22 protein-coding genes are annotated in these 22,703 nt (G+C 39.7%); 4 read left to right on the plus strand and 18 right to left on the minus strand.

Annotated elements, in window-relative coordinates:
• Positions 1 to 16: 16 nt before the first annotated feature.
• Together DSY56_RS07760 and DSY56_RS07765 are read right to left on the minus strand one after the other, a co-directional pair.
• Positions 17 to 871 (minus strand): VOC family protein, encoded by an 855-nt coding sequence (locus DSY56_RS07760; protein ID WP_112444876.1) that lies wholly within the window; start codon positions 869 to 871, stop codon positions 17 to 19.
• A 240-nt stretch (positions 872 to 1,111) separates the two neighbouring features.
• Positions 1,112 to 2,344: a carbohydrate-binding domain-containing protein gene (locus tag DSY56_RS07765; RefSeq protein WP_112444878.1), complete on the minus strand. Its 1,233-nt coding sequence runs from the start codon at positions 2,342 to 2,344 to the stop codon at positions 1,112 to 1,114.
• Between the two features lie 388 nt (positions 2,345 to 2,732).
• Between DSY56_RS07765 and DSY56_RS07770 the strand changes: the two genes are divergently transcribed.
• Positions 2,733 to 3,509, plus strand: a complete 777-nt coding sequence (locus tag DSY56_RS07770) for a polyphosphate polymerase domain-containing protein (RefSeq protein WP_112444880.1) — start codon at positions 2,733 to 2,735, stop codon at positions 3,507 to 3,509.
• Entirely contained in the window at positions 3,502 to 4,185 is a 684-nt protein-coding gene (locus tag DSY56_RS07775; RefSeq protein ID WP_112444882.1) for a DUF4956 domain-containing protein, read from the plus strand. The genes DSY56_RS07770 and DSY56_RS07775 overlap by 8 nt, the downstream gene beginning before the upstream one ends.
• 225 nt (positions 4,186 to 4,410) lie before the next feature.
• Here DSY56_RS07775 and DSY56_RS07780 read toward each other — a convergent pair whose 3' ends face one another.
• Positions 4,411 to 6,414 (minus strand): hypothetical protein, encoded by a 2,004-nt coding sequence (locus tag DSY56_RS07780; protein WP_112444884.1) that lies wholly within the window; start codon positions 6,412 to 6,414, stop codon positions 4,411 to 4,413.
• A gap of 254 nt (positions 6,415 to 6,668) precedes the next feature.
• Between DSY56_RS07780 and DSY56_RS12585 the strand changes: the two genes are divergently transcribed.
• Positions 6,669 to 6,794 carry a hypothetical protein gene (locus DSY56_RS12585; protein WP_261805030.1) on the plus strand — a complete coding sequence of 42 codons (126 nt, stop codon included), beginning with the start codon at positions 6,669 to 6,671 and terminating at the stop codon, positions 6,792 to 6,794.
• Positions 6,795 to 7,035: 241 nt separating this feature from the next.
• Here the strand turns inward: DSY56_RS12585 and DSY56_RS07785 are convergent, their stop codons facing one another.
• The 8 genes from DSY56_RS07785 to DSY56_RS07825 form a co-directional block, all read right to left on the minus strand.
• Positions 7,036 to 8,223 (minus strand): CAP domain-containing protein, encoded by a 1,188-nt coding sequence (locus DSY56_RS07785; RefSeq protein WP_112444886.1) that lies wholly within the window; start codon positions 8,221 to 8,223, stop codon positions 7,036 to 7,038.
• A 129-nt stretch (positions 8,224 to 8,352) separates the two neighbouring features.
• Positions 8,353 to 9,390, minus strand: a complete 1,038-nt coding sequence (locus tag DSY56_RS07790; RefSeq protein WP_112444891.1) for an aldose epimerase family protein — start codon at positions 9,388 to 9,390, stop codon at positions 8,353 to 8,355.
• 116 nt (positions 9,391 to 9,506) lie between these two features.
• On the minus strand, positions 9,507 to 10,673 hold the full coding sequence (locus DSY56_RS07795; RefSeq protein WP_112444893.1) for an SIS domain-containing protein: 1,167 nt from the start codon (positions 10,671 to 10,673) through the stop codon (positions 9,507 to 9,509).
• A 251-nt stretch (positions 10,674 to 10,924) separates the two neighbouring features.
• Positions 10,925 to 11,329, minus strand: coding sequence for a PTS sugar transporter subunit IIA (locus DSY56_RS07805; protein ID WP_078706327.1), 405 nt, complete (start codon positions 11,327 to 11,329; stop codon positions 10,925 to 10,927).
• A gap of 6 nt (positions 11,330 to 11,335) precedes the next feature.
• Entirely contained in the window at positions 11,336 to 12,151 is an 816-nt protein-coding gene (locus tag DSY56_RS07810; protein WP_050235419.1) for a PTS system mannose/fructose/sorbose family transporter subunit IID, read from the minus strand.
• Positions 12,138 to 13,043: a PTS mannose/fructose/sorbose/N-acetylgalactosamine transporter subunit IIC gene (locus tag DSY56_RS07815; RefSeq protein ID WP_000617004.1), complete on the minus strand. Its 906-nt coding sequence runs from the start codon at positions 13,041 to 13,043 to the stop codon at positions 12,138 to 12,140. The genes DSY56_RS07810 and DSY56_RS07815 overlap by 14 nt, the downstream gene beginning before the upstream one ends.
• Before the next feature lie 27 nt (positions 13,044 to 13,070).
• Complete coding sequence (locus DSY56_RS07820) at positions 13,071 to 13,547, minus strand: PTS sugar transporter subunit IIB (protein ID WP_112444897.1); 477 nt, start codon at positions 13,545 to 13,547, stop codon at positions 13,071 to 13,073.
• Positions 13,544 to 15,331 carry a glycoside hydrolase family 35 protein gene (locus DSY56_RS07825; protein ID WP_112444899.1) on the minus strand — a complete coding sequence of 596 codons (1,788 nt, stop codon included), beginning with the start codon at positions 15,329 to 15,331 and terminating at the stop codon, positions 13,544 to 13,546. Before DSY56_RS07825 ends, DSY56_RS07820 begins: the two co-directional genes overlap by 4 nt.
• A 346-nt stretch (positions 15,332 to 15,677) precedes the next feature.
• Here DSY56_RS07825 and DSY56_RS07830 point away from each other — a divergent pair, with 346 nt between their 5' ends.
• Positions 15,678 to 16,394: a GntR family transcriptional regulator gene (locus DSY56_RS07830; protein WP_049512623.1), complete on the plus strand. Its 717-nt coding sequence runs from the start codon at positions 15,678 to 15,680 to the stop codon at positions 16,392 to 16,394.
• Positions 16,395 to 16,652: 258 nt separating this feature from the next.
• Here the strand turns inward: DSY56_RS07830 and purB are convergent, their stop codons facing one another.
• From purB to purE, 7 genes are all read right to left on the minus strand, one after another.
• Positions 16,653 to 17,948 carry an adenylosuccinate lyase gene (gene purB / locus DSY56_RS07835; protein WP_112444901.1) on the minus strand — a complete coding sequence of 432 codons (1,296 nt, stop codon included), beginning with the start codon at positions 17,946 to 17,948 and terminating at the stop codon, positions 16,653 to 16,655.
• A gap of 124 nt (positions 17,949 to 18,072) precedes the next feature.
• The gene (locus tag DSY56_RS07840) at positions 18,073 to 18,864 is read right to left on the minus strand and encodes a hypothetical protein (RefSeq protein WP_112444903.1); all 792 of its coding nucleotides are present in this window, start codon (positions 18,862 to 18,864) and stop codon (positions 18,073 to 18,075) included.
• Positions 18,839 to 19,774 carry a hypothetical protein gene (locus tag DSY56_RS07845; RefSeq protein WP_112444905.1) on the minus strand — a complete coding sequence of 312 codons (936 nt, stop codon included), beginning with the start codon at positions 19,772 to 19,774 and terminating at the stop codon, positions 18,839 to 18,841. Before DSY56_RS07845 ends, DSY56_RS07840 begins: the two co-directional genes overlap by 26 nt.
• 82 nt (positions 19,775 to 19,856) lie before the next feature.
• Entirely contained in the window at positions 19,857 to 20,084 is a 228-nt protein-coding gene (locus tag DSY56_RS07850; RefSeq protein ID WP_112444983.1) for a phosphoribosylaminoimidazole carboxylase, read from the minus strand.
• A 69-nt stretch (positions 20,085 to 20,153) separates the two neighbouring features.
• The gene (locus DSY56_RS07855) at positions 20,154 to 21,032 is read right to left on the minus strand and encodes an NYN domain-containing protein (RefSeq protein ID WP_112444907.1); all 879 of its coding nucleotides are present in this window, start codon (positions 21,030 to 21,032) and stop codon (positions 20,154 to 20,156) included.
• 31 nt (positions 21,033 to 21,063) lie between these two features.
• Positions 21,064 to 22,155, minus strand: a complete 1,092-nt coding sequence (gene purK, locus DSY56_RS07860) for a 5-(carboxyamino)imidazole ribonucleotide synthase (RefSeq protein ID WP_112444909.1) — start codon at positions 22,153 to 22,155, stop codon at positions 21,064 to 21,066.
• A complete protein-coding gene (gene purE, locus DSY56_RS07865; RefSeq protein ID WP_112444911.1) occupies positions 22,142 to 22,630 on the minus strand; it encodes a 5-(carboxyamino)imidazole ribonucleotide mutase in 489 nt (162 codons plus the stop codon). Before purE ends, purK begins: the two co-directional genes overlap by 14 nt.
• Positions 22,631 to 22,703: the final 73 nt, after the last annotated feature.

A 22,703-nucleotide genomic window follows, 5' to 3' on the forward strand; every position in this document is an offset into this window, starting at 1 on the left:
TGGTCTTTATCACATCCTATCTAGCTAAGCGGATACGGGTCACAATTCCATCTGGGTCTGTCACTTCTAACTGAGTTGATGTCAGCCACTTGATAGGCGCCTCAACTTCCTGTCCTCTTTCGGCAATTGCTAGAAGTTCTTCTTTGCTTGCGACTTCAATGACATAGTAGGCCAAGCCGGGTAAACCTTGTTCACGTCTGGTTAGCCTTTTTCCTCCCCACTCGTTGACCGCTAAATGATGATGATAATCCCCAGACGCAATCCAACTAGCGCTAGGTATACTAAATTTATCCTCTAGTCCTAAAACCTTTTGATAAAACTGGCTTGCTACTTGACTATCCCTGACAGAAAGATGGATATGCCCCATGCGCGCAGTAGAGGCTATCTCAAAAGGTTCTACTTTACGTCCCATCTCATATATTTCTTGAGCAGATAAGGCTTCAGTCACTCCGACAATGCGCCCATCCTCACGAATATCCCAGTCCTCTACAGGCTTATCACGATAAATTTCAATTCCATTCCCTTCTAAATCTTCCAGATAGATTGCTTCACTGTAGCCATGATCCGCCCCACCGACTAGCTGAATTTGCAGCTCTGCTATATGCTTAAACAGATTTGCCAAATCCTCACGACTTGGTAAAAGGATAGCTAGATGATAGAGACCATAGTGATCTTGCACCTCCGCTAGCCTGTCTGTTTTCAGTAAATGAACCAAAGCCTTTCCACCAGCTCCTAAAATACTTTCAGATTCTGTCTGAGAAAGGATTTCCAAGCCTAGAATCTGATGATAGAAGGCAGTCTGACTTGCCAAATCCTTAACATTTAAAACTGCCTCTGCCAAATAAATCTTACTATTGTATGCGTAGGTCATCTATTTCTCCTTTGTTCTTTTTGTTGTAACTTTATTCATTACAACATTATACTCCTTTTTTACTTGGAGTCAAGTAGAACAACTCAAATAGCAGGACAAAACGATGTTGGGCAAAAACTCAATTTCAGTAGAAAATGAAGTAAATCTCCCCACAATAAAACGCATAGTACCAAGGTTTCTCTGACCTGATACTATGCGTTTTTCTGATTTCAAAGACTTCTTGCCCAGTCTCGTTTTTGTTTATCCTCGTCCGCCAGGGGCTGGACCGCCAGGACCTCCATTCGGACCGCCGCCTCCAGGCATAGAATTGACAATATCCGTTTGTTTTTCGCCGTTGATGTAAATATCCCCACCTGTATAGGTTGCTGTTCCATCAAAGTCAAAGCCTGATTGTCCTATCAATTTAATGGTTCCGCCTGTGACCGTGATATTCCCGTTTGAGTCAATTGGGTCTGTGTCCCCTTGACCGACTTCTACAGTTAGATTTCCACCTGTCATGGTAAAGTAAATATCACTTTGCTGGGCATTTTTATTGGCTGCATTGACTCCATCATCTGTCGAGTAAACATTGATATCTCCACCATTGATCGTAATGGCTTTCCCTTCAATTCCTTCAGTCGCATTCTTGACTGTGTAAGTACCACTATCAATCACTAGATTTCCAGAAGCGTGAATACCATCATCGCCTGCTGTGACTGTTATGGTATTGTTCGTCAAATACATATTTCCGACAGTCATATCGTCATCATTGTCAACTTTGACACCATCTTCCTTGGCATCGATCGTCATGGTTGTACCAGTGACATTAAGTTCATCATTGACATTAAAAGCATCGCCAACTGATGTAATGTTAAAGGTTCCACCCGTGATGTGAAGCGTATCATTTGCCTTGATAGCATTGCTTTTCTTGCCATCCACATTGAGAATTCCTGAGCCATTGATGGTCAAATCAACCTTAGAAAAGAGAGCGGTATTTGCCTTTTCATCACTGTTAGAACTTGAGTCAGAGAGACTGTTGGTGGTTCCCTCTGCTAGAGTGAGGTAGACATGACCTGCGCTTGTAGCCGAAATAGCCGCATCTGTATTGGTCATGGTCGCGCCTTTTAGGACAAGTTTCACATCATCAGACTTATCAGCTGCGATTTTAATTTGCACTCCGTCAGACTGACCTGAAATCACATAGGTACCTGCTTTTGAGATGGTCACCATTGAGCCAGAAACTGTCACACCATCTCCAGAGACGTTTGCAGATGAGCCAGATAGCTCAATCTTAGAGGCTGTATTTTCATCATAAGATGTATCGTAGTCCTTTTCTGTAAAATAAGAAGATTGACTATTTTTAGTTGAAGTTGTGATGGCAGTGGTATCTGCCGCTGCAGTTGTGCTTGACTTGGTCGTTGACTGCCCACAAGCTGTCATCAAAGTCAAAGCTGTTAAACTAGTTAAGATTAGAGTCCATTTTTTTGATTTCATACTTTTTTCCTCGCCTTCATTTAGCTTGACCTTAGTTTACAGAGAAAGTCTGAAAAAAATCTGAACTCTTTCTGAAAGTTTTCTTAAGTTCAGTTTCGGTTAAGTTATCTTTAACAAAAGTTTTAGGAAAGTTCCCTAGACTAGTCACAAGCAAGTTTATACTCAATGAAAATCAAAGAGCAAACTAGGAAGTGAGCCGCAGGTTACTCAAAACACTGTTTTGAAGTTGTGGATAAAATTGACGAAGTCAGCTCAAGACACTGTTTTGAGGTTGTGGATAGAGCTGACGTGGTTTGAAGAGATTTTCGAAGACTATGAACTTGCCCAGACACACCTATCTGCTAATAAGATAGAGTGCTGAAACAGTTTAATAAAGGAGACAGGATTTATGAAACCAATTGAAACAAGCTTTAAACGAATTGAAACCAAATATGTCGTTGCCAAGACTGACTTGGCTGATTTAATAGAAGACTTAAAAATATACCTCGTCGAGGATGACTATCCAACATCAACCATTTCTAATATCTACTTTGATACAGAGAAATTTGATATGATTCAGGATGATAGCCAAGGTACTAAGCGCAAAGAAAAGATTCGGATGCGAACCTATCTCAGTCAAGTCCAGCCCGATAGTCAGGTATTTTTAGAAATCAAATCCAAGGACAGAGCTGGTGTCGGACGAAAACATCGTCTCTTATCGACTCCCCAGTCTATCACCCAGTTTATGACCAAAGGACAGCTGGATAGTAGCATCAAGGATCAAATGATGATTGAAAAAATCCAGCAGCTCCAAGAGGAATACCAACAAGCCATCATCCCTCGTATGTATATTTACTACGACCGCTTTTCTCTCAAGGAAAAGAAAGAAATTAGCGGATTTCCCTACAATAAAATTCGTGTCACCATTGACCAAAATCTAACCTATCGTGATGAGAATGTCAGTTTATTTTCAGGAAAGGACGGTTTCCCTCTACTAAACGAGGACATTGTCATCATGGAAATTAAAGCTACAGGTAGAAAACCCCAATGGCTACAAGATATTCTCGACCAATATGGACTGGTAGAGCAGAAATTTTCAAAATACAGCTGCGCCTACCACAAGTCTCAAGGGCTGGACTATAGCCCACGACCAAGCACAGAAAGTGTAGGTACTACTTATGTCTAATCTTTTTAATTCTATTTTCAACGACACAACTGCTACTGCCAATCCTATCCAGCTCTTTCTGGCTCTCTTGGTCAGCCTGATTTTAGGTTTGGCGCTGACCTGGGCTTACAAACAGCGTACCCTCTATACACGGGAATTTGCGGTTAGTTTGACCCTACTCCCCTGCTTGATGACCTTGGTCATCTTTCTGGTAAATGGCAGCTTAGGAACCTCTATTGCCGTTGCAGGAACCTTTAGCCTCATTCGTTTCCGTTCAGCCACCAGTGGCTCACGGGAACTAATTGCTATCTTTCTTGCCATGATTATCGGGCTGGCAGCAGGAACAGGCTACCTAGCCTTAGCTGTTCTCTTCACCGTCTTTATCTTAGCAGTATGGCTTCTTTTAGAAAAGCAACAAAGTAAGAGCAATCACCAACGTCGCAGACTATTAACCATCACAATCGCCAACCAAGAAAAGCAACTCCAAACTATACAATCTGGGCTATCACAATTCTGTACCGAGTTAGACCTCATCTCCATTGATACCAGCAACGATGGAGAACAAGTCACCACTGTCTACGAAGTGGATTTCAAGGCTCAAACCGATGATTTTCAAGTCATCCATTACCTCACTAAAGAACAAGATACTTACCAGGTTTCCCTGACCAAGAATGCCAAGAAGAGAAAGAATTTGTAATTTTCAAATCAAATAGCAAACTAAGAATCTCTTGAGTACCACCATTCTTTACCAATCAAAAAACTCCGTAGTCTCTAGCGCCATAAATCCGGCTAGAGATTACAGAGTTATTTTTTAATCTAAACTTCCTACAAGAGTATAGTATCTACTGAAAGGATATGGTATTTGTAGGGAATACTTTAAAGGATACTCATAGGAAGTAAGTATTAACTAGTTATATTAGGTTTAGTTTACCCATTCACCATTGGCATTGACTCTATAGCCATCTACAGTTGTATTGACTGCAAGGGCACCTGAACCGTCAACATAGTACCATTTGTCTGATACTTTGAACCATTGGCTTGCTTTCATAGCACCTGATGCTTCAAGATAGTACCAAGTACCTCCATCTTTAAGCCAACCTGTTGCCATTGAACCGTTAGCATTTAGGTAGTACCATGAACCATTGACTTTAGCCCAACCTGTTGCCATAGCGCCGTTAGCGTTTAGGTAGTACCATGAACCATTGTATTGGAGCCATCCTGTCGCCATAGCGCCATTGCTGTTGAGGTAGTACCATGAACCGTTGTTTTGTAGCCAACCTGTTACCATAGCACCATTAGCGTTTAGGTAGTACCATGAACCGTTGTCTTGTAGCCATCCTGTCGCCGTTGAACCATCAGTATTGTAGAAGTACCACATACCGTTTTCTTGTTTCCAGCCTGTTTTTGGAGCGGCTGGTTTAGCTGGTTCTACTACAGAATATGAGCTGTATGATGGAACATATGATGAGTATGAAGGGACATATGTCGGATTAGATGGTCTTGCAGGAACAGAAGGTTGTGCTGGAGTTTCAGCTGGTTTTTCCGCCGGTTTTTCCGCTGGTTTCTCCGCCGGTTTTTCTGCTGGTTTCTCCGCCGGTTTTTCTGCTGGTTTCTCCGCCGGTTTTTCTGCTGGTTTCTCCGCCGGTTTTTCTGCTGGTTTCTCCGCCAGTTTTTCTGCTGGTTTTTCCACTGGTTTTTCCGCTGGTTTCTCTGCCGGTTTTTCCGCTGGTTTTTCCGCTGGTTTTTCTTTAGCTTTATCTTCTTCTGCAGCTTTCTTATTTAATTCATCGATAAATTTTTCAGCTTGTTTTGCAGTTAAGCCTTTTTTGAAGCCTTCTACAATTTGTTTTCTTGTTTCATCTGATGCTGCTTTTAATGCTGCAATTGTATCAGCTTTTGCTTTTGCTTCTTCTGGACTATTAGTTTCAGCTTTTTCTAATTCTGCGATTGCTGCTTTCAATGCTGCATCATAGTTTGCTAAAAATTCTTCCTGAGCTGCTTTCTCTTTTTCTGCTGACTTTTTATTTGCATCATCGATTGCTTTTTCAGCGTCTTCTGCAGTTAAGCCTTGTTTGAAACCTTCTACGATTTTAGCTTTTGTTTTATCTGCTTCTGCTTTTAATTTTGCAATCGTATCTTGAATTTGTTCTTCTATTTCAGGATTATTTTTTGCATCTTCTTCTAATTTTGCAACCGTATCCTTTAATGCCTTGTCAAAATTAGCTAAAAATTCTTGTTGAGCAGCTTCTTCTTCCTTAGCTTCTTGTTCCTCTGCTACTTCCTCTTCTTTAGCTTTTTCTTCTACTTCTTTTTCAGCGTCTTCTGCAGTTAGACCTTTTTTGAAGCGTTCTTCATAGTCAGCTTTCTGAGCTTTAGTTCGTTTTTCAAATTCATCAATAAACCCTTGAATTTGATTTTCTAATTCTGAATCTCCTTTTGCATTGTCTAAATATTCTTTTAATTCTTTAACTGTAGCTTCTGCAGCTTTATCAAAATTAGATAAGAATTCTTTTTGAGCAGCTGCTTCTTCCTTAGCTTCTTGTTCTTCTGCTACTTCCTCTTCTTTAGCTTTTTCTTCTACTTCTTTTTCAGCGTCTTCTGCAGTTAGACCTTTTTTGAAGCGTTCTTCATAGTCAGCTTTCTGAGCTTCAGTTCGTTTTTTAAATTCATCAATAAACCCTTGAATTTGGTTTTCTAATTCTGAATCTCCTTTTGCATTGTCTAAATATTCTTTTAATTCTTTAACTATAGCTTCTGCAGCTTTATTAAAATTAGATAAGAATTCTTGTTGCTTCTCTGATAAAGATTGTTCAACAGCTTGTGGAGCGTCTTCTGCTTTTACAACAGTAGGCTGAGACGCAACAAAACCAGCCCCTAAGATAGCGACGCTGGCTAAACTTGTTAAAATCATTTTTTTCTTATTCATCATTTACCTCTTTTCTGATAATCATTTTCAGACTATACTATATTAAGTATACCCCCCCCCACAAATCTTTGTCAAGTGTTTTATATTAAATTTTTGTTACATTTTTGTTCGGAATTTTATTTGTTTTATCAAAGTTTTTGTGAAAATCGTTTTGAAAACTTTGATATTTCTTTACATTTTCTTTCCTAGAGTTTCTCTTTTATTCTGGTGTGTATTTGCTTCTCACACTGCTTTTCTATTACAGATGAGACTCAATGAAAATCAAAAAGCAAACTAGGAAGCGAATCGTAGGTTGCTCAAAACACTGTTTTGAGGTTGCAGATAGAACTGGCGAAGTCAGTAACATATACCTACACCAAGGCGAAGCTGACGTGGTTTGAAGAGATTTTCGAAGAGTATAAAGCTCACATTCCAGAAATAAACAGATACCAAAAGCAAATGTTCAAACTTGATTTTTGAATTAGGAATACTCCAGCGATGACTCGTCCTTATTTTCAGTGAATAGCAACTGACTCGAGACACTCCAAAAAAGAGGTCAATGTTCGCCATCAACCTCTTTCTTATCGTTCATTCTTGTTGCTAGTGAGACGGATAACTTACCTCTCAGTCGGCATGTTCAGCCTAGTTTACCCATTCACCATTACCATTTACACGGTAACCATCTGGTGTTGTTGTGCTCACAGCCAAAGCTCCAGAACCGTAGGCATAGTACCAGTGTGGTCCAACTTTAAACCAACCCGTCTTCATGATACCTGATTCATCAAGGTAATACCAGGTACCATTTTCCTTGTACCAGCCTGTTTTCATAGCTCCTGAGCCATCAAAGTAGAACCATCTGCTACCATCTGTTCCCCAGCCTGTAAACATAGCACCTGAATTGCTCAAATAATACCAGCTACCAGAAACTTTTACAAATCCAGTCTGCATAATACCTAAGTCATTCAAATAGTACCATTTACCATCTGTTTTCACCCAGCCTGTCTTCACATCACCAGACTCATAAAAATACCACTTGCCATTAGACTGCACCCAGCCAGACTGATCAGATGTGGATTTTCTGAAATCTTTCAGCGGTGTTTCTACAACTATAGCTTTACTTTTAACTGTTGAAAGGTTTGAGGCAGTCACTTCTGTGTACTGAACAGCAGAACCATATCCACCAGCCAATTCCTCTGAAGAAGCATCATCACCTAGAGTTTGAGCGATTGTAATAGCTTTGTATTGATTGTTAGGATTTTTAAAAGCTGCCATTCCCATGTGTGTAAATTTAGGGTTAATTAGCGACTCATAGTGACCAGATTTCCCGTTGTCTGAACCACTATTTTTTTTCTTCACATAATCTGCTTTTTCAGAACGCCATTGTTCAATAGCTTTTAGAAAACCGTCATGATTCCATGCCAAATTTTCTCCCATCATGCTGTTACCAGTTGGAAAGGCGCTCCAGATTTCTTTATTAGAAAGACGCTCATGTTTCATAGTCACAGATGCTTCTGTAGCTCTAACAAAAGCTGCCTTTTCTAGGTCAGTTGACCATTTGATAGGGACATACTTATCTACCAAACCTTCGTCAGCTGCTTCTTTACGAATAGCATTAATGGCATCCAAAATAGATTGTTGATGAGGAGCTACAAATTCTCCCTTGATTCCAACCAAAACATTGCCACTAGAAGGTTTTAGCACCTCTGAGGTCAATACATTACCATCAGCAGATTGCGTTGCCACCAATCTGTCATTGGCAAAAACATCATTTGTCAAAACTGCTCCTGCCAAGGTCAAAGCCAAGGCACTAGCAAATACAATTTTCTTCATTGTTTACTCCTTATATCTTTTGAATCGTATCTTGATAAATACTTTTTAACACCTAATTATATCATATTTTCCTACTATTTGTCTTTGCTTACCTATTCCTAAATCCCAAAAGTAGGCGCAATGATTCTTTTATTTCACAACAAGCTCATAACGTGTCTTACTTGTAAAGGTTTGACCGGCTTTGAGAATGACTTGGTCTTTAAGGTCACTGTGAATGGCATCTGGTAAAGACTGCGCTTCAAGGGCAATCCCATTGTGCTGTAGCATTGGCTGACCTCCTATGATGACACTTTCATCCACAAAGTTTGCTGTGTAGACCACAAAGCAAGGAGCCTCTGTCTTAAAGAGCAGGAAGCGACCTGAATTTTGGTCATAAAGGAAACCAGCATTATCATGACCCACAGGAAGAGCAAATGGGTGATCCAAACCTGATACCAGCTGGATTTGCTCATCTTCTTCTGCAAAGATGTCTTTCAATAAGGCACCATTGTAGATGTGTTTAACCACATCACGATTAGCATCTGGAGTTTTGGCCGGAACACCGTCCGGAGCGATTGGATAAATGCCCTCTGTGTTTAGTTGAAAGACATGGCGGTCAATGGTCTGCGTGAAATCACCAGACAAGTTGAAATAGCTATGGTTGGTTGGATTGACCAGCGTATCCTGATCTGTTGTTACCTTGTAGCTGATTTCGTAGGCACCAGTTTCTTCCAAGTAGTAACTGATCCAGATCTTGAGATTTCCTGGAAATCCCCCTGTCCCATCTGTCCGCTCTATGTAGAGGGTCAAGCCATGGTCGCTCACTTCAACCAATTCAAACAAGCTCGAATCCCAACCAGTTGAACCACTGTGGTTACAGTTGCTAGCATTATTAACCTCAAGATCATAGATCTTGCCATTGAGCTCAAAGGTCGCACCTGCAATACGGCCTGCCACAGGACCTACGCTCGCTCCATGCTTAGGACTATTGCCTACATAGCTATCAAAGTCATCAAATCCCAAGATAACATTGGCAAAATTTCCAGCCTTGTCAGGTGTGACATAGCGCAAGATGGTCGCACCATAAGTCATGACCTCAAGCTGGTAGCCACCGTCCGTCTCAAATCGATAGGCCAAAACATCTTGTCCCTCAACATTTCCAAATACACGCTCTGTGTATGCTTTCATTCTATTCTCCTTTTACTATTTCTCTCAAGCAAACAAACCATAGAAAGCGCCTTGACAATCTATGGTTTGCTTGTATGATTTACAAACTCCTTTATCAAGAATCTATAAACGCAGTATTACTTTTGATATTCGTGGATGATAACACCTTGTACCACACGGTTTACTGTACCTGTAGGAGACGGTGTATCTGGTTTATTTTCTACCTTGAGTGAAGTCAATAGGGCAAAGAGCTGGGCATAAACGATGTAAGGGAAGACACGGTAAATATCATTCAAGACACCGCCACAACCAAGCGTCACTTCTTTGACATTTTCAAGACCAAAGGATTGATCACTCAAAAGCACAACACGACGAGCAATCTGGTCACCAGCAACTTCACGAACCAAGTCCAAGTCGTACTTACGAGTGTAGTCTGTCATTGTACCAAAGACCAAAACAACTGTATCTTCGTTGATTAGTGATTTTGGACCGTGACGGAAGCCAACTGGACTTTCATACATGGTCGCAACTTGACCAGCAGTCAGTTCCAAAATCTTTAGCTGAGCTTCATGAGCAAGTCCAAAGAATGGACCAGCACCAAGGTAGATGACACGGTTAAAGTCTGAATCAACAAGCTCTTTGACATCTTCTGCCTTGTCTAAAACTTTACGGGCAAGACTAGTCACAACTTCAAAACGTTCAGCTTTCACAGCAAATTCTGTAGGATCAAAGACCAAGAGAGCTGTCAACATCATAGACGTAAAGCTAGAAGTCATGGCAAATCCAGCATCATTAGAAGCAGCTGGTTGCAAGAGCAAGAGATTGCGGTCATCGCCGTGGGCTTGAAGAGCCAATTTCCCATCCGCTGCGCAAGTAATCGTCACTTGGTAAAGCTCATCCACCAAGGCTTTGGCCAAATCAACAGTCGCCACACTTTCAGGCGAATTTCCACTACGAGCAAAAGACACAAGGACAGTTGCCACATCTTTTTTCAAATAAGTTTCTGGATTGGCAACAATATCTGTGGTCGCAATGGTATTGAAATTCCATTTGCGTTCGTCATAGACTTCCTTAAAGTAAGGCACCAAGGTCTCTCCCACATAAGCAGAAGTCCCAGCCCCTGTCAAGATAACCTTGATATAGTCATGTTTATCAGCAATCCCTTGCAGGAAGGATGCAATTTCTTCACGTTTTGCTTGATAAGATTCAAAAGCTTCTTTCCATACATCAGGCTGTTGGTAGATTTCACGTGTAGTGATTTCTGCACCCAATTCGAGCAAGTCTTCTTTTGTATAATGTAGCATTGAGTTCCTCTTTTTCTATTAAATATGGGAATGGGAGTAAGCCCCATTCCCATGTATATTCTATATAAAATGCTCTAACAATTTTCACGTTGTCACATCGTATACTCAATGAAAATCAAAGAGCAAACTAGGAAACTAGCCGCAGGCTGCTCAAAACACTGTTTTGAGGTTGTGGATAGAACTAACGAAGTCAGTAACCATACCTACGGCAAGGAGACACTAGTATGGTTTGAAGAGATTTTCGAAGAGTATTATTCATCTTCGTCATCATCGAAGCCCGCTAACAGGTCATTGACTTTCACAATGCTTTCTGCAGCACGGTTCTTATAGTCCGCATCTGCGCCTGTAAGGCTCGCATTGATAAATTCAATCACCATTGGAAGATTCATCCCTGCGTAAAGTTCGATGTCACGACCTTCCATAATCAAACGGCTTACCACGTTACATGGTGTTCCACCGAGAAGATCCGCAAAGACTAGAAAATCATCCAATCCTTCAATAGCAGCTTCAAATTTTGCAGTAAATTCTTCTGGCCCATCTTCTGGAAGAAGAGCTACTGTGTAAATGTTGTCTTGTGGGCCCATAATCATTTCTGTGCTACCTTTAAGCTCCTCACAGAAGCGACCATGGCTCACCAAAATTAATGATTTGGTCATAAGGAATTACATTCCAAATGCAAAGTGACCAAGGGCAGAAAGACCTACTGCAAGAGCGATAATGATACCGATAGCTTTAGTAGAAGTCATACCTTTCTTACCAAGCAACCAGAAGATAAAGGCAGTAAAGATTGCTGGAAGCAAACGTGGGAAGATTTGGTTCAAGATGTCTTGGAAATCAATCATCTTTTCACCGATTGGCAACTTGTAAGAAATTTCAAAGTTGATCATTGTTGCTACAAGAGCACCCATCATGAAGACACCAAGTACAGATGCAGCGTCAATCAAAGCTGTCAAGGTACTTTGCATGTTGTTGATAAGGTTAACCCCTTCTTTGTAGGCAAATTCCAACTGTTTCCAACGGAAGATGTCATACGCTACTGCAACTGCAATCCAAAGGAAGATACCCCAAGGTTGGCCAGCGATAGCCATAGTTGCTGCGACTGACCCCATGATAGCAGGTACAAGTGAACCAAAGATTGTATCTCCAAGAGGAGCAAATGGTCCCATCAAACCTGTCTTGATACCGTTAACGGCGTCTTTTGAACCCACACCATCTTTTTCTTCCATGGCAAGGTCAAAACCAGCGATAATGGTATGGAAGAATGGTGAAGTATTGAAGAATTGAGTATGAACTTTCATCATTTCTTTCAATTCAGGAGTTCCATCCCCATACATTTTACGCAATTGAGGCAAGATCATATAAAGGTAACCAGAAGCTTGCATACGTTCGTAGTTCCAACCTAATTGGAAAGTAAACAAGCTACGTTTGTTGATTTGATTAAAATCTTCTTTTGTTAGTTTGTAATTAGAATTCGTCATCTTCGATTTCCCCACTTTCTGATGGTGTAGAAGGTGCTGCTACAGCTACTTTTTGGCTATTTTTGAAGTGAAGCACTGCAAGGAAGATACCTACGATAGAAATACCAATCATAGACAAACCTTTGAAGTTGTTCACGAAACCAATTTTTTCAGCAACTTCAGCAGGAAGAGTACCTACGATACCAGCAACAGCGCCACCAAGACCTGTTACATATGAGTAAAGAACAGTCAACATAGCTGTCAAACCAAATCCCATAGCAAGGTAGTGAAGGTTACGTTTAACTGGAAGGTAACGAAGCAAGATTGCAAATCCAAGACCTGGAAGCATACGTCCTGCGAGTGTCAAACCATCTGCAATCCATTGGTATTCTGTCACTAAGTCTACTACATGTTGTACAAAGGCACCACCAAAAGCAAGCGCAAAGAAGACTGGAAGGGCACGAGATAGAGCCCAAGGAATCGCACCAAGCAGGTAGTTGCGTTCAATACCTTTATAGTCATAGCGTTCGATTGCAGCATCCACACGGTGAGCGAAGAAGGTAGTAGTCATACGACCAAGAACGTCGAAGTAAGTCAAGAGAGCTGCTACTGGTACAGCGATTGTAGTAATTGCAAGCGGTGCATCAATTCCTTGTGAAACAGAGAAGGCTGTCGCAAGAACCGCACCAGAAGTTGCGTCGATACGAGAAGCACCACCGAAGGTACCAACCCCAAGAACGAACAGTTGCAAGTTACCACCGATAAGCAAACCAGTAGTCACATCTCCCATGATTAAACCAGTAATGAAACCAGCAAATACAGGGGAACCTGCAGATGAAACGATCGTCAACTCATCACAGATTTGATAAGCTGAGTACAAAGTGAGAAGTAAAATTTGCCACCATTGTATCATAACAATGACCTCCTAAAAATTTTTTTCCTATTTTAATAAGCTCAAAAAGTCTGAAATTGGATCATTTGGAATCATTTGAGCAGTAAGTTTAACACCTTTTTCTGCTAGTTTGCGGAAGTCTTCCACATCCTTGTCTACTACGTTGATAGAACGTGTGATGGCGCGAGTTTCTGGTGTTTGAGACATATTCCCAACATTAAGGGTTTCAAGTGGTACACCTGCTTCTACCAAACCAAGGAAGCGGTCTGGTTTGCGAGCCACGATAAAGAGACGTTGGCTATCGTATTTTCCAGCAAGAATATTGGCTGCCGCTTTTTCAATTGGCAAGATACTGAGCTTCACACCTGGTGGTGTCGCAAGTTTCAAACCACTCTTTTCAATATCGTTGTTGACAACTTCGTCGTCTACAACCATAATGCGTGAAACATTTAGTTTTCCAGCCCAAAGATTGGCTACTTGTCCGTGGATCAAACGTCCATCGATACGGCATCCTACAATTGTCATAAGTTTTCCCCCTTTATATGTTTTAGTGTAGGTTTACGAGATAAATGAATCTCTTCTTTATATTGGCCCTCTGTTTCAAAGATGATGATACGGTTAGCACCTTCCTTGAGGTAGCTATGAGGAATATAAAGTGAGAGGGTTGGGCCGACGTTCCAAAAACGTCCTAGATTCTGCCCATTGACAAAGGCAACTCCCTTACCAAACTCAGATAAGTCTAGGTAAGTATCTTTTGGCTCTTGGACTGTAAAGTCATAAGCGTAAAAGGCTGGTTGTCCTTGAGTCCATCCTTTTGAAAAATCAATTTTCTCAGGATTGTCTAGTGGGAGTGGATAGTGTTTCCAGTTTAGTAAGAAGTGCAAATCCTTGCAAACTCCTGTCCGAATTCCCTTACGTTGCGTATCTGCTAAGAATTTATGTCCATAGTTGACACGCCCCATATTTTCTATCAATATATCAATCCTAGATAACGCTTTCTTTTCGCCTTGATAAAAAATATCTTCCCCAATCTCTGTCTGGTATTGGGTTTTGACCCACTGACCATCGACATAAAGCTGAGCCCTATCTCGACCGTCAATGATACGAAGTCTTTCTTCTTCTGCATCCCAGTTTGTTTCTGTTCGATAGAGTAGATAGCCATAGCTTTGTCCCAACTCCTCCATCTTTTTAGGATAGAGGCTTTCTACTGGACTTGACAAGCTATCCAAGGTTTCAAACAAGGAAACTTTTTCAACTAGTGGAATAGCATCCAACTCCATACTCTCTTTGTAGAGGGGTTCCAACTGCGGATACTCTGGAAAATGTGTTGCCATCATCTTCTTGACTGCCAAGTATTTGGCAGTTGGATTTCCTTCTTCATCCAGAAGCGCATCGTAATCATAAGATGTAACTTGTGGCAAGTCCAAAGTTCCTCGAGCCGAGCAACCATTCATGAAACCAAAGTTTGTACCACCATGGAACATGTAAAGATTGATGGAACCTTGCTCCAAAACCTCTCGAACTGCATCTGCCAATTCTTTTGGATCTCGTGTGATAATCGGTTCTTTCCAACGATTGAACCAGCCATCCCAGAACTCCATACACATGAGAGGCCATTTCTTACCATGTTCATCAAAGAATTCCTGCATCTGTGAAAAGTTGTAAGGTGCCTTAGAACCAAAGTTTCCTGTTACAAAGAGGTCATCTTCGATTAAGGTTCCAGCTTTCAGAGTTGCTCTCCAAGGACCATCTGATGTAAAGAGGGGACAGGTTACGCCACGCTCTTCCATCAGCTGTCGAATTGCTCTCAGATAAGCCTTATCTTCTCCATAAGAACCATACTCATTTTCAACCTGCATCATGAGGATATTGCCACCATTGTCCAACAAATGTGGAACCAATCGTGACAAGAGCTGGTCATAGTAGCGACCGACAGCCTCAATATAGGCTGGATCTGATGAACGAATCCTCATATCCTTGGTTAAGAGCCAGGCTGGTAAACCACCGAATTCCCACTCCGCACAGATAAAGGGAGACGGACGAACGATAGCGTAGAGACCCAAATCTTGTGCTGTCTGAAGAAATCGCTCCAAATCCAGAGCCCCTTCAAAATGAAACTCACCCTCACGAGGCTCGTGTAAATTCCAAGCAACATAAGTCTCTACCGTATTAAAACCAAGAGCCTTCAAGTTATAGAGCGAATGATACCAATCTTCTGGAGGAACCCTAAAATAATGAATGGCACCGGACAAAATCTTGAACGGTTTCCCATCTAAATAGAAATCGTCTCGTATCTCAAATCGTGTCATAAAACTACCTTTTGATTGCAAAGTTTGCGTTTTCACTCGTTGTTATAGTAATTATAAACCAATCTGTTTGAATTGTCAATAGAAATTGTCGGAATATTTACTGTAATTTTACCATTATACACACGTTCAATTAGTTTCAAACATTTTCAGACCTATTTCAAACGCTCTTTGCATTCAGAATATGGAACCTAAAATAATTTTGCATAAAATACATTTATAAAATATGAGTAATGCTTATGTACCTTAATTTTTCAAACTATTTTTCTAATTTTTTATTCAAAAGACTACTATTTTTTTCGCTTTTATGGTAAAATTTTCTGTGGAGAAGGAAAATAGAGGTAAAAATATGGCAATTCCCAAATATCAATACATAAAAGACGAATTAAAAAATAAAATCATCTCTGGGCAATTTAGCAGCGGAGATAAATTTTACACTGAAGCAGAGCTCATTTCAATGTACGATGTCAGTTCTATCACAGTTGTCCGCGCCTTAAACGACCTTGCTAAAGATGGCTATATTGTCCGCCAACAAGGAAAAGGAACCTTCGTTTCACGCGCACGCAAACACAAGCTTGTAGAGTTTTCGGATATTGAACTCTTTAATGCTAAAGATGATAAGGTAACTGTTCTTTCAATTGAACGCGGAAACAAGCTCGTTTACTTGGAAAAATTGGGTCTACGCGGCGATCAATTCTACTACAAGATTGAACGTATCCGCGAATCAAACGGTGTCGTTTATATCTACCATACATCCTACATCCCAGAACAATATATCAACGCAAATTATCCAAACCTTGAATACTATAGTTCTATCTATAACCGTTTCAAGTTAGACTACCACATTCACATGAATGATGAACACTTTGAAGAAATCAACGAAATAGTCTTTCCAACTCCAGAACATGCGGCTTCAGTCCTCGGAGTCGATGAACAATTCCCTACTGTCCTACAAACTAAAATCACCAAACTCGAATCAACTGGTCAAGTTTTAGGATACAGTGAAACTTACAAACGATCTGATTATTACAAGATTAAATTCATCTCATGTGATCGTGATCACTAAGAAGAAAGCCTGAGCCTAAGCGCTTGGGCTTTTTCTATGCTTATTATATGACATAGTAGATTGAAATAGAATATAGACAAATCGATTAGGAAATTCAAATCAATTTCTAGTAATATTTTAGAAGTCACAGTATACTATTCTATATTCAACATATTATAAAATATTGGTTATTTTTTTCAAAAGCACTTTAATAAAAAAGAAAAATCGAAGTTCTGCTACTCCTATAAATGGAGTAATAGAAATTCGATTTTATTTTAATTATCCTAAACCAAGACGTTCAAAAATATCATCCACTCGTTTGGTGTAGTAAAGAGGGTTAAAGATCTCATCGATTTCTTCTTGTGTGAGGCGTGATGTTATTTCTGGGTCTGCTTCCAACAGTGGTTTAAAGTCTACTTGATTATCCCAAGAGTAGGCTGTTTTTGGTTGTACCAAGTCATAGGCTTGCTCACGTGTCATCCCTTTTTCAATCAAAGTCAACATAGCCCGTTGGCTAAAGATAAGACCAAACGTAGAATTCATGTTGCGAATCATGTTTTCTGGGAAGACCGTCAAGTTCTTGACAATATTTCCAAAACGGTTAAGCATGTAATCAATCAAGATGGTCGTATCTGGTGTGATGATACGCTCAGCTGATGAGTGGGAAATGTCGCGTTCGTGCCAGAGAGCGACGTTCTCATAGGCTGTAAGCATGTGACCACGGATAACACGCGCCAGACCAGTCATATTTTCAGAACCGATTGGGTTGCGTTTGTGAGGCATTGCTGAAGACCCTTTTTGCCCTTTAGCAAAAAATTCTTCTACTTCGCGTTGTTCTGATTTTTGCAAGCCACGAATCTCAGTCGCCATACGCTCGATAGAAGTCGCGATGCTGGCAAGAACCGCAAAGTACTCAGCGTGAAGGTCACGAGGAAGGACCTGTGTTGAGATTTCTTGGGCACGGATACCCAATTTGTCGCAGACGTATTGCTCAACGAATGGTGGGATGTTGGCAAAGTTACCAACCGCACCAGAAATCTTACCAGCTTCCACTCCAGCAGCCGCATGCTCGAAACGCTCGATGTTGCGCTTCATTTCGCTGTACCACGTCGCCAATTTCAGACCAAAAGTTGTCGGCTCAGCGTGCACACCGTGGGTACGACCCATCATGATGGTAAACTTGTGCTCCTTAGCCTTATCAGCGATGATGTTGGTGAAGTTTTCGAGGTCACGACGGATGATGTCGTTGGCCTGCTTGTAAAGATAACCGTAGGCCGTATCCACCACGTCGGTAGACGTCAAACCATAGTGGACCCACTTGCGCTCTTCACCAAGAGTCTCAGAGACCGCACGCGTGAAAGCCACCACATCGTGACGAGTTTCCTGCTCAATCTCCAAAATACGGTCGATGTCAAAGTCCGCCTTCTCGCGGATCAAAGCCACATCTTCCTTAGGGATTTCCCCCAACTCAGCCCATGCCTCATCAGCCAAGATTTCCACCTCAAGCCAAGCACGGTATTTATTTTCTTCACTCCAAATGTTCGCCATCTCAGGGCGAGAGTAACGGTTGATCATGTTGTTTCTCCTTTTTATCATCTATTTTCTTCTTTTATCGAAATCGCAACTTCAAATAAAAAATTATTGGCCAAAGTAATCAAAGATCTCACCAACTATTAAAAAGGTATTCTAATATGTAAGGCTACTCTCCTTGCTTAGACATATTTTCATAAGATAAACCTTTTACAATAAAATTCTTTTGGTCAAACATTTCTTCAATTATACACTCATACGCTTCCTTATCTACGGTATGTTGTTCAAAATATCGATTTAGTGCTTCCTTAGCAGAGTTCTTATCAAAAAGCACAGGTTCCCCATCTTTGGTAAACGCCACTTTAATAGTATCACTATATTTTGTATCAAAGAAATCTTTATAGTGTACGACCAATTTTATTTTTTTAATTTCATCTTTAGATATATTTTTTATCTCCACATAAAAGACACTATCATCATCTTTTTTTATAATTTTCATTCTCTTCGATTTACTAGGTCCCTTTTCATCGATTCTTATATCTTCAATAAAAGCATGCCCCAATCCTATATTTTCTACATATAAGGGAAAAATAAGAGATTTATCTGGACTTTGCGAAAATTCTATTTTATAGTCTAAAATATCTGTTCTTTTAGATTGATCAATCTTTCTATACGGATAAATTCCAATTGAAATAAAATATCTTAAATAGGGCTTATGACTATTTATTAAATCCGCTTTATGTTTTTTATTTTCTACGCTGATAGTCCAATAAATACCGTATATAGTTACAATAGCCCCAATTATAGCACTAATCAAACTTGACCAAAATTCATTATTTAATCTACAGGTTTTCAAAATACAATCTTTGGTATCAATATGGAATAAACCTAATAACACCAATATTAGGATTAAGATTATAATCCAAAAAATTTTTTTACTCATTTTCACCCATAATCTCATCAATCAACCTTCTTCGTTCTTCCTGAAATATATACTTTTGATATAAACTACTTTCTTTCAGTTTTCGATAGAAAGCTATTTGATTAATTTCTACACCACTTTTTTTTAATGTCTTTATTAAGTCATCAAAAGAATCTGCCTTATCTATCATTTTCAATAAATTAGGATTTACAATAAATACTTCTTTGCCAGAACGACTTTTTTCTATCAATCCTAAAATATTATGTGGAAAAATACAATCTAAAAATATTACCTCATTATACTTATCTTTAAAGCCTTTCATTCCAATTTCATTACAAAATTGTTTAATCTTTTTTGTTTCAAGATACATACATTCTGGTGAGTTATTCGTAAAAGCAACTATTGTATATGAAACATCATCTTTTTCAGAAAATATTTTCTGTGCAATATCTTTATTTCTAGATGTTGATACACAAGGAATTTTCGATTGAAAAGGAGCTTTATCTTGTACAATATGTAAAATACTTAGTACTTTTAAATACATATCATAATAAGAATAATTGTATGTATCTTTATAATTTTTTATCTTCTCAATTATAGCATTAATATCACCAGATATACCATAAGTTGCAAAATTTTCAAAATTTTCTTTTAAATGTTTTAATACCAGCTTAAAATTCTCGTATTCCTTTTCATTCCACTCTTCCAGAGTATTATAACCCAAATCATTTTCTAAATCCTTAAATAAATTAAATCTTGCTTTTTCACCACCAATAAAAATAAAGTCCTTAAAGTTCTTATATATTTTTTTATCTATCCCTCGAAATACCAACCTTTTCCTTAATGAATAATAGATCGCTTCAACCAGCTTCTTTTTATTTCCAGTAATTTTTCTTTTTTTATTGTTATAACTTCCATCACTAGATAATTTGTATGTTACATACTTCATTTAACTATTAACACCCTTTCAAAAGTAATAGGTTTCCTAACAAAGATAAAACAGCAAATCTTATAATTTATGTCCTATTTTACTACTCAAATTCTTCTTTCCCAATCCAAACAGATGGGTAGTGATCGAGTGTATTCAAATCCGTATCCAACGGGATATCATAGATAGCTAGATAGTTTTCAGGATATTGGGCAACTAGCTCTTCATACTTAGCTTTCACCTTTTCGTGATTGCTACTAGCATACAAGACTTCGATGACTGCTCCAGTCTTATCTTTTTCAACAAAAGCGTTGACAATGAGTTGAATCATAGTCATACTCCCTTTCTATATAATATAATTGTGTCTACTGATACAATTATATTTGTTGATAAAAGTATATTATTTTTTTATTTTTTTAATAGTGTAAACAATAAATCCAGCAAATGTAACCGATCCATTCGCAATCAAGCTCCAATTTCGTCTCAACATTTCTTTTCGTGCTTGTCTTTTAGCTTCTTTAGCAAGTTTTTTATGTTCATTCTCTTTTTCTATTGCTTCGTTTTTCAGATTTAAATCTTCCGATTTGGCAGCGGAAACTATACTATCAATTTCTGAAATTTGTTCAAAATTAACTAATTCGTCAATTCGCTCCAAATAGATATTTTTATCTATATAACATAACCTAGAGATTTTATTTTTAGCACACTGCTTAGCCTGATTGAATTCTCGCTCCTGTTTTTCTCTTGCAAGACGTATTTCTCTTTCTCTAAAATATTCTTTTTCATAATATCCATCAATATCACGATTAAAATAAATTAAATCTTCTGCTACATCATCAAGATATTTAATTGTAATTTCCTTAACATCTAAGTATTCGTTACTTAAACTATCTTTCCAGGACCATAAAATAACTATCCAGTTCTTCTCCAAAGCTTCTTCAATAAGAGGAAACATGTCAAAATCTCCGCTTAAAAGGTTCAATGTTGCAGGATGGTCTTGTTGAACAATAAACGATACACCTTTAGCAATTATTTTTGAATCAACTGCTTTTTCTCCTTTTTGTTTACGCTCATAAGTATATACATCAAAACCTTTACTCTTCATAGTCGACCAAAACCCATCACTTTTCGGAGGAGTAGATCCTACTAATATATTTTTCTGATTTTTAAATTTTGTATAATTTTTTACAAATTTATCATAATCAAATCTTCCATCTTGACCTACAAGATTTTTTACTTCAATAAAAATATTCGAATTATCAATCAATAATAAATCCATAAACTTCCCCATTGTTCATTATTTTAACAACCTAAAAATCAATCCCTTTCCCAAATTCCTCAACATTATCTGGTACATCACTAAACAAAGTCACATGTCCCATTTTGCGGTTGTGCTTCGCTTCTATTTTACCATACATGTGGAGGTGGGCGCTTGGATTTTCTGTGACATATTTTTCAGCGGCCTCGACATGCTGGCCGAGGACATTAAGCATGACAGCTGGCGCATGGAGTTTGATGGCTGGTAATGGTGCTCCGAGAACACCTAAAATATGGGTGTCAAACTGCGAGAAATCACAGGCTTCAATAGAATAGTGCCCAGAGTTATGTGGGCGTGGGGCAATCTCATTGACAATGATGTCATCAGCAGTCGCAAACATTTCCACACAGAGAGTTCCAGACAACTTGAGCTGTTCTGCGATTCGCACTGCCATTGCTTTAGCCTTGTCTGCTAGACTTTCTGAAATGCGGGCTGGCACGATGGTTTTAGATAAGATGTTGTTTCGGTGTATATTTTCCTGAACTGGGAAGACTGTCACGTCCTTGCCATTTCCTGACACAATGACAGAAATTTCAAGGTCAAAATTGACGAATTCTTCTAAAGCGCAGGCTGCTGAGTCAGCTAACGCATAGGCTTCTTCCAAGTCTGCTTCCGAGCGAATGACCTTTTGTCCATGCCCATCATAGCCACCTGTCGCAGTCTTAAGGACATAGTTTTTGGACAAGTCAATCTCCGCCAAATCTTGGCTTGAAGTCACAACCTTGTAGGGTGCCACAGTGACTTGGGCCTTATTTGAGAGGAAGTCCTTTTCAAAGATACGGTTTTGAGAAATGCGGAGCAGGTCTGTCCCTTGTGGAAGCTGTCCTTCTTTGATAACAGCATCCAAACCATCGGCATCGACATTCTCAAACTCATAGGTCAGAACATCGCAACGCTCAGCCAACTGGCGAAGCGCATCCACATCGTTATAAGGAGCCACGATAATTTCCGCCACGCGAGAGGCCGGGCAATCCGCCGCAGGATCCAGAGCGATAACCTTATGCCCCATGTAGATAGCAGAAATGGCCATCATCTGACCCAGCTGACCGCCACCGATAATTCCAATTGTTTTAGATGAGCTCATTGGTAGACTCCTCTGCAATTTTTCCTTGTTCTTCTGCAAAATCTGCCAAAGCAGTCGCGATAGCCTGATCTTCTACTGAAAGGAGACGGAGGGCAAAGAGGGCTGCATTGGTCGCACCTGCTTCACCAATCGCCATGGTTGCAACTGGTACTCCACCCGGCATCTGAACGATAGAATAGAGCGAGTCCACGCCACTAAGAGCACGTGATTTGACTGGTACACCAATGACTGGAAGGGTTGTTTTGGCAGCTACCATACCTGGCAAATGGGCTGCGCCTCCAGCACCTGCGATGATAACCTTGATGCCACGGCTACGTGCTTCTTCTGCATGCTTGAACATAATGTCTGGCGTACGGTGGGCAGAAACAACTTTCTTTTCGTAGGCTACACCGAAGCGGTCTAGGACTTCTGCTGTTTTTTGCATGGTTGCCCAGTCTGATTTTGAGCCCATGATGATGGAAATTACGGGTTTCATTTCTTCTCCTTTTTACTGTTTTTCAACAATCACCTTAGGTTGTGAGGGACGGAAGCAAATCTTCGGTTTCATT

It is taken from the genome of Streptococcus sp. 596553, from assembly GCF_900411395.1.
In the GTDB taxonomy this organism is placed as follows: Bacteria; Bacillota; Bacilli; order Lactobacillales; family Streptococcaceae; genus Streptococcus; species Streptococcus mitis_BA.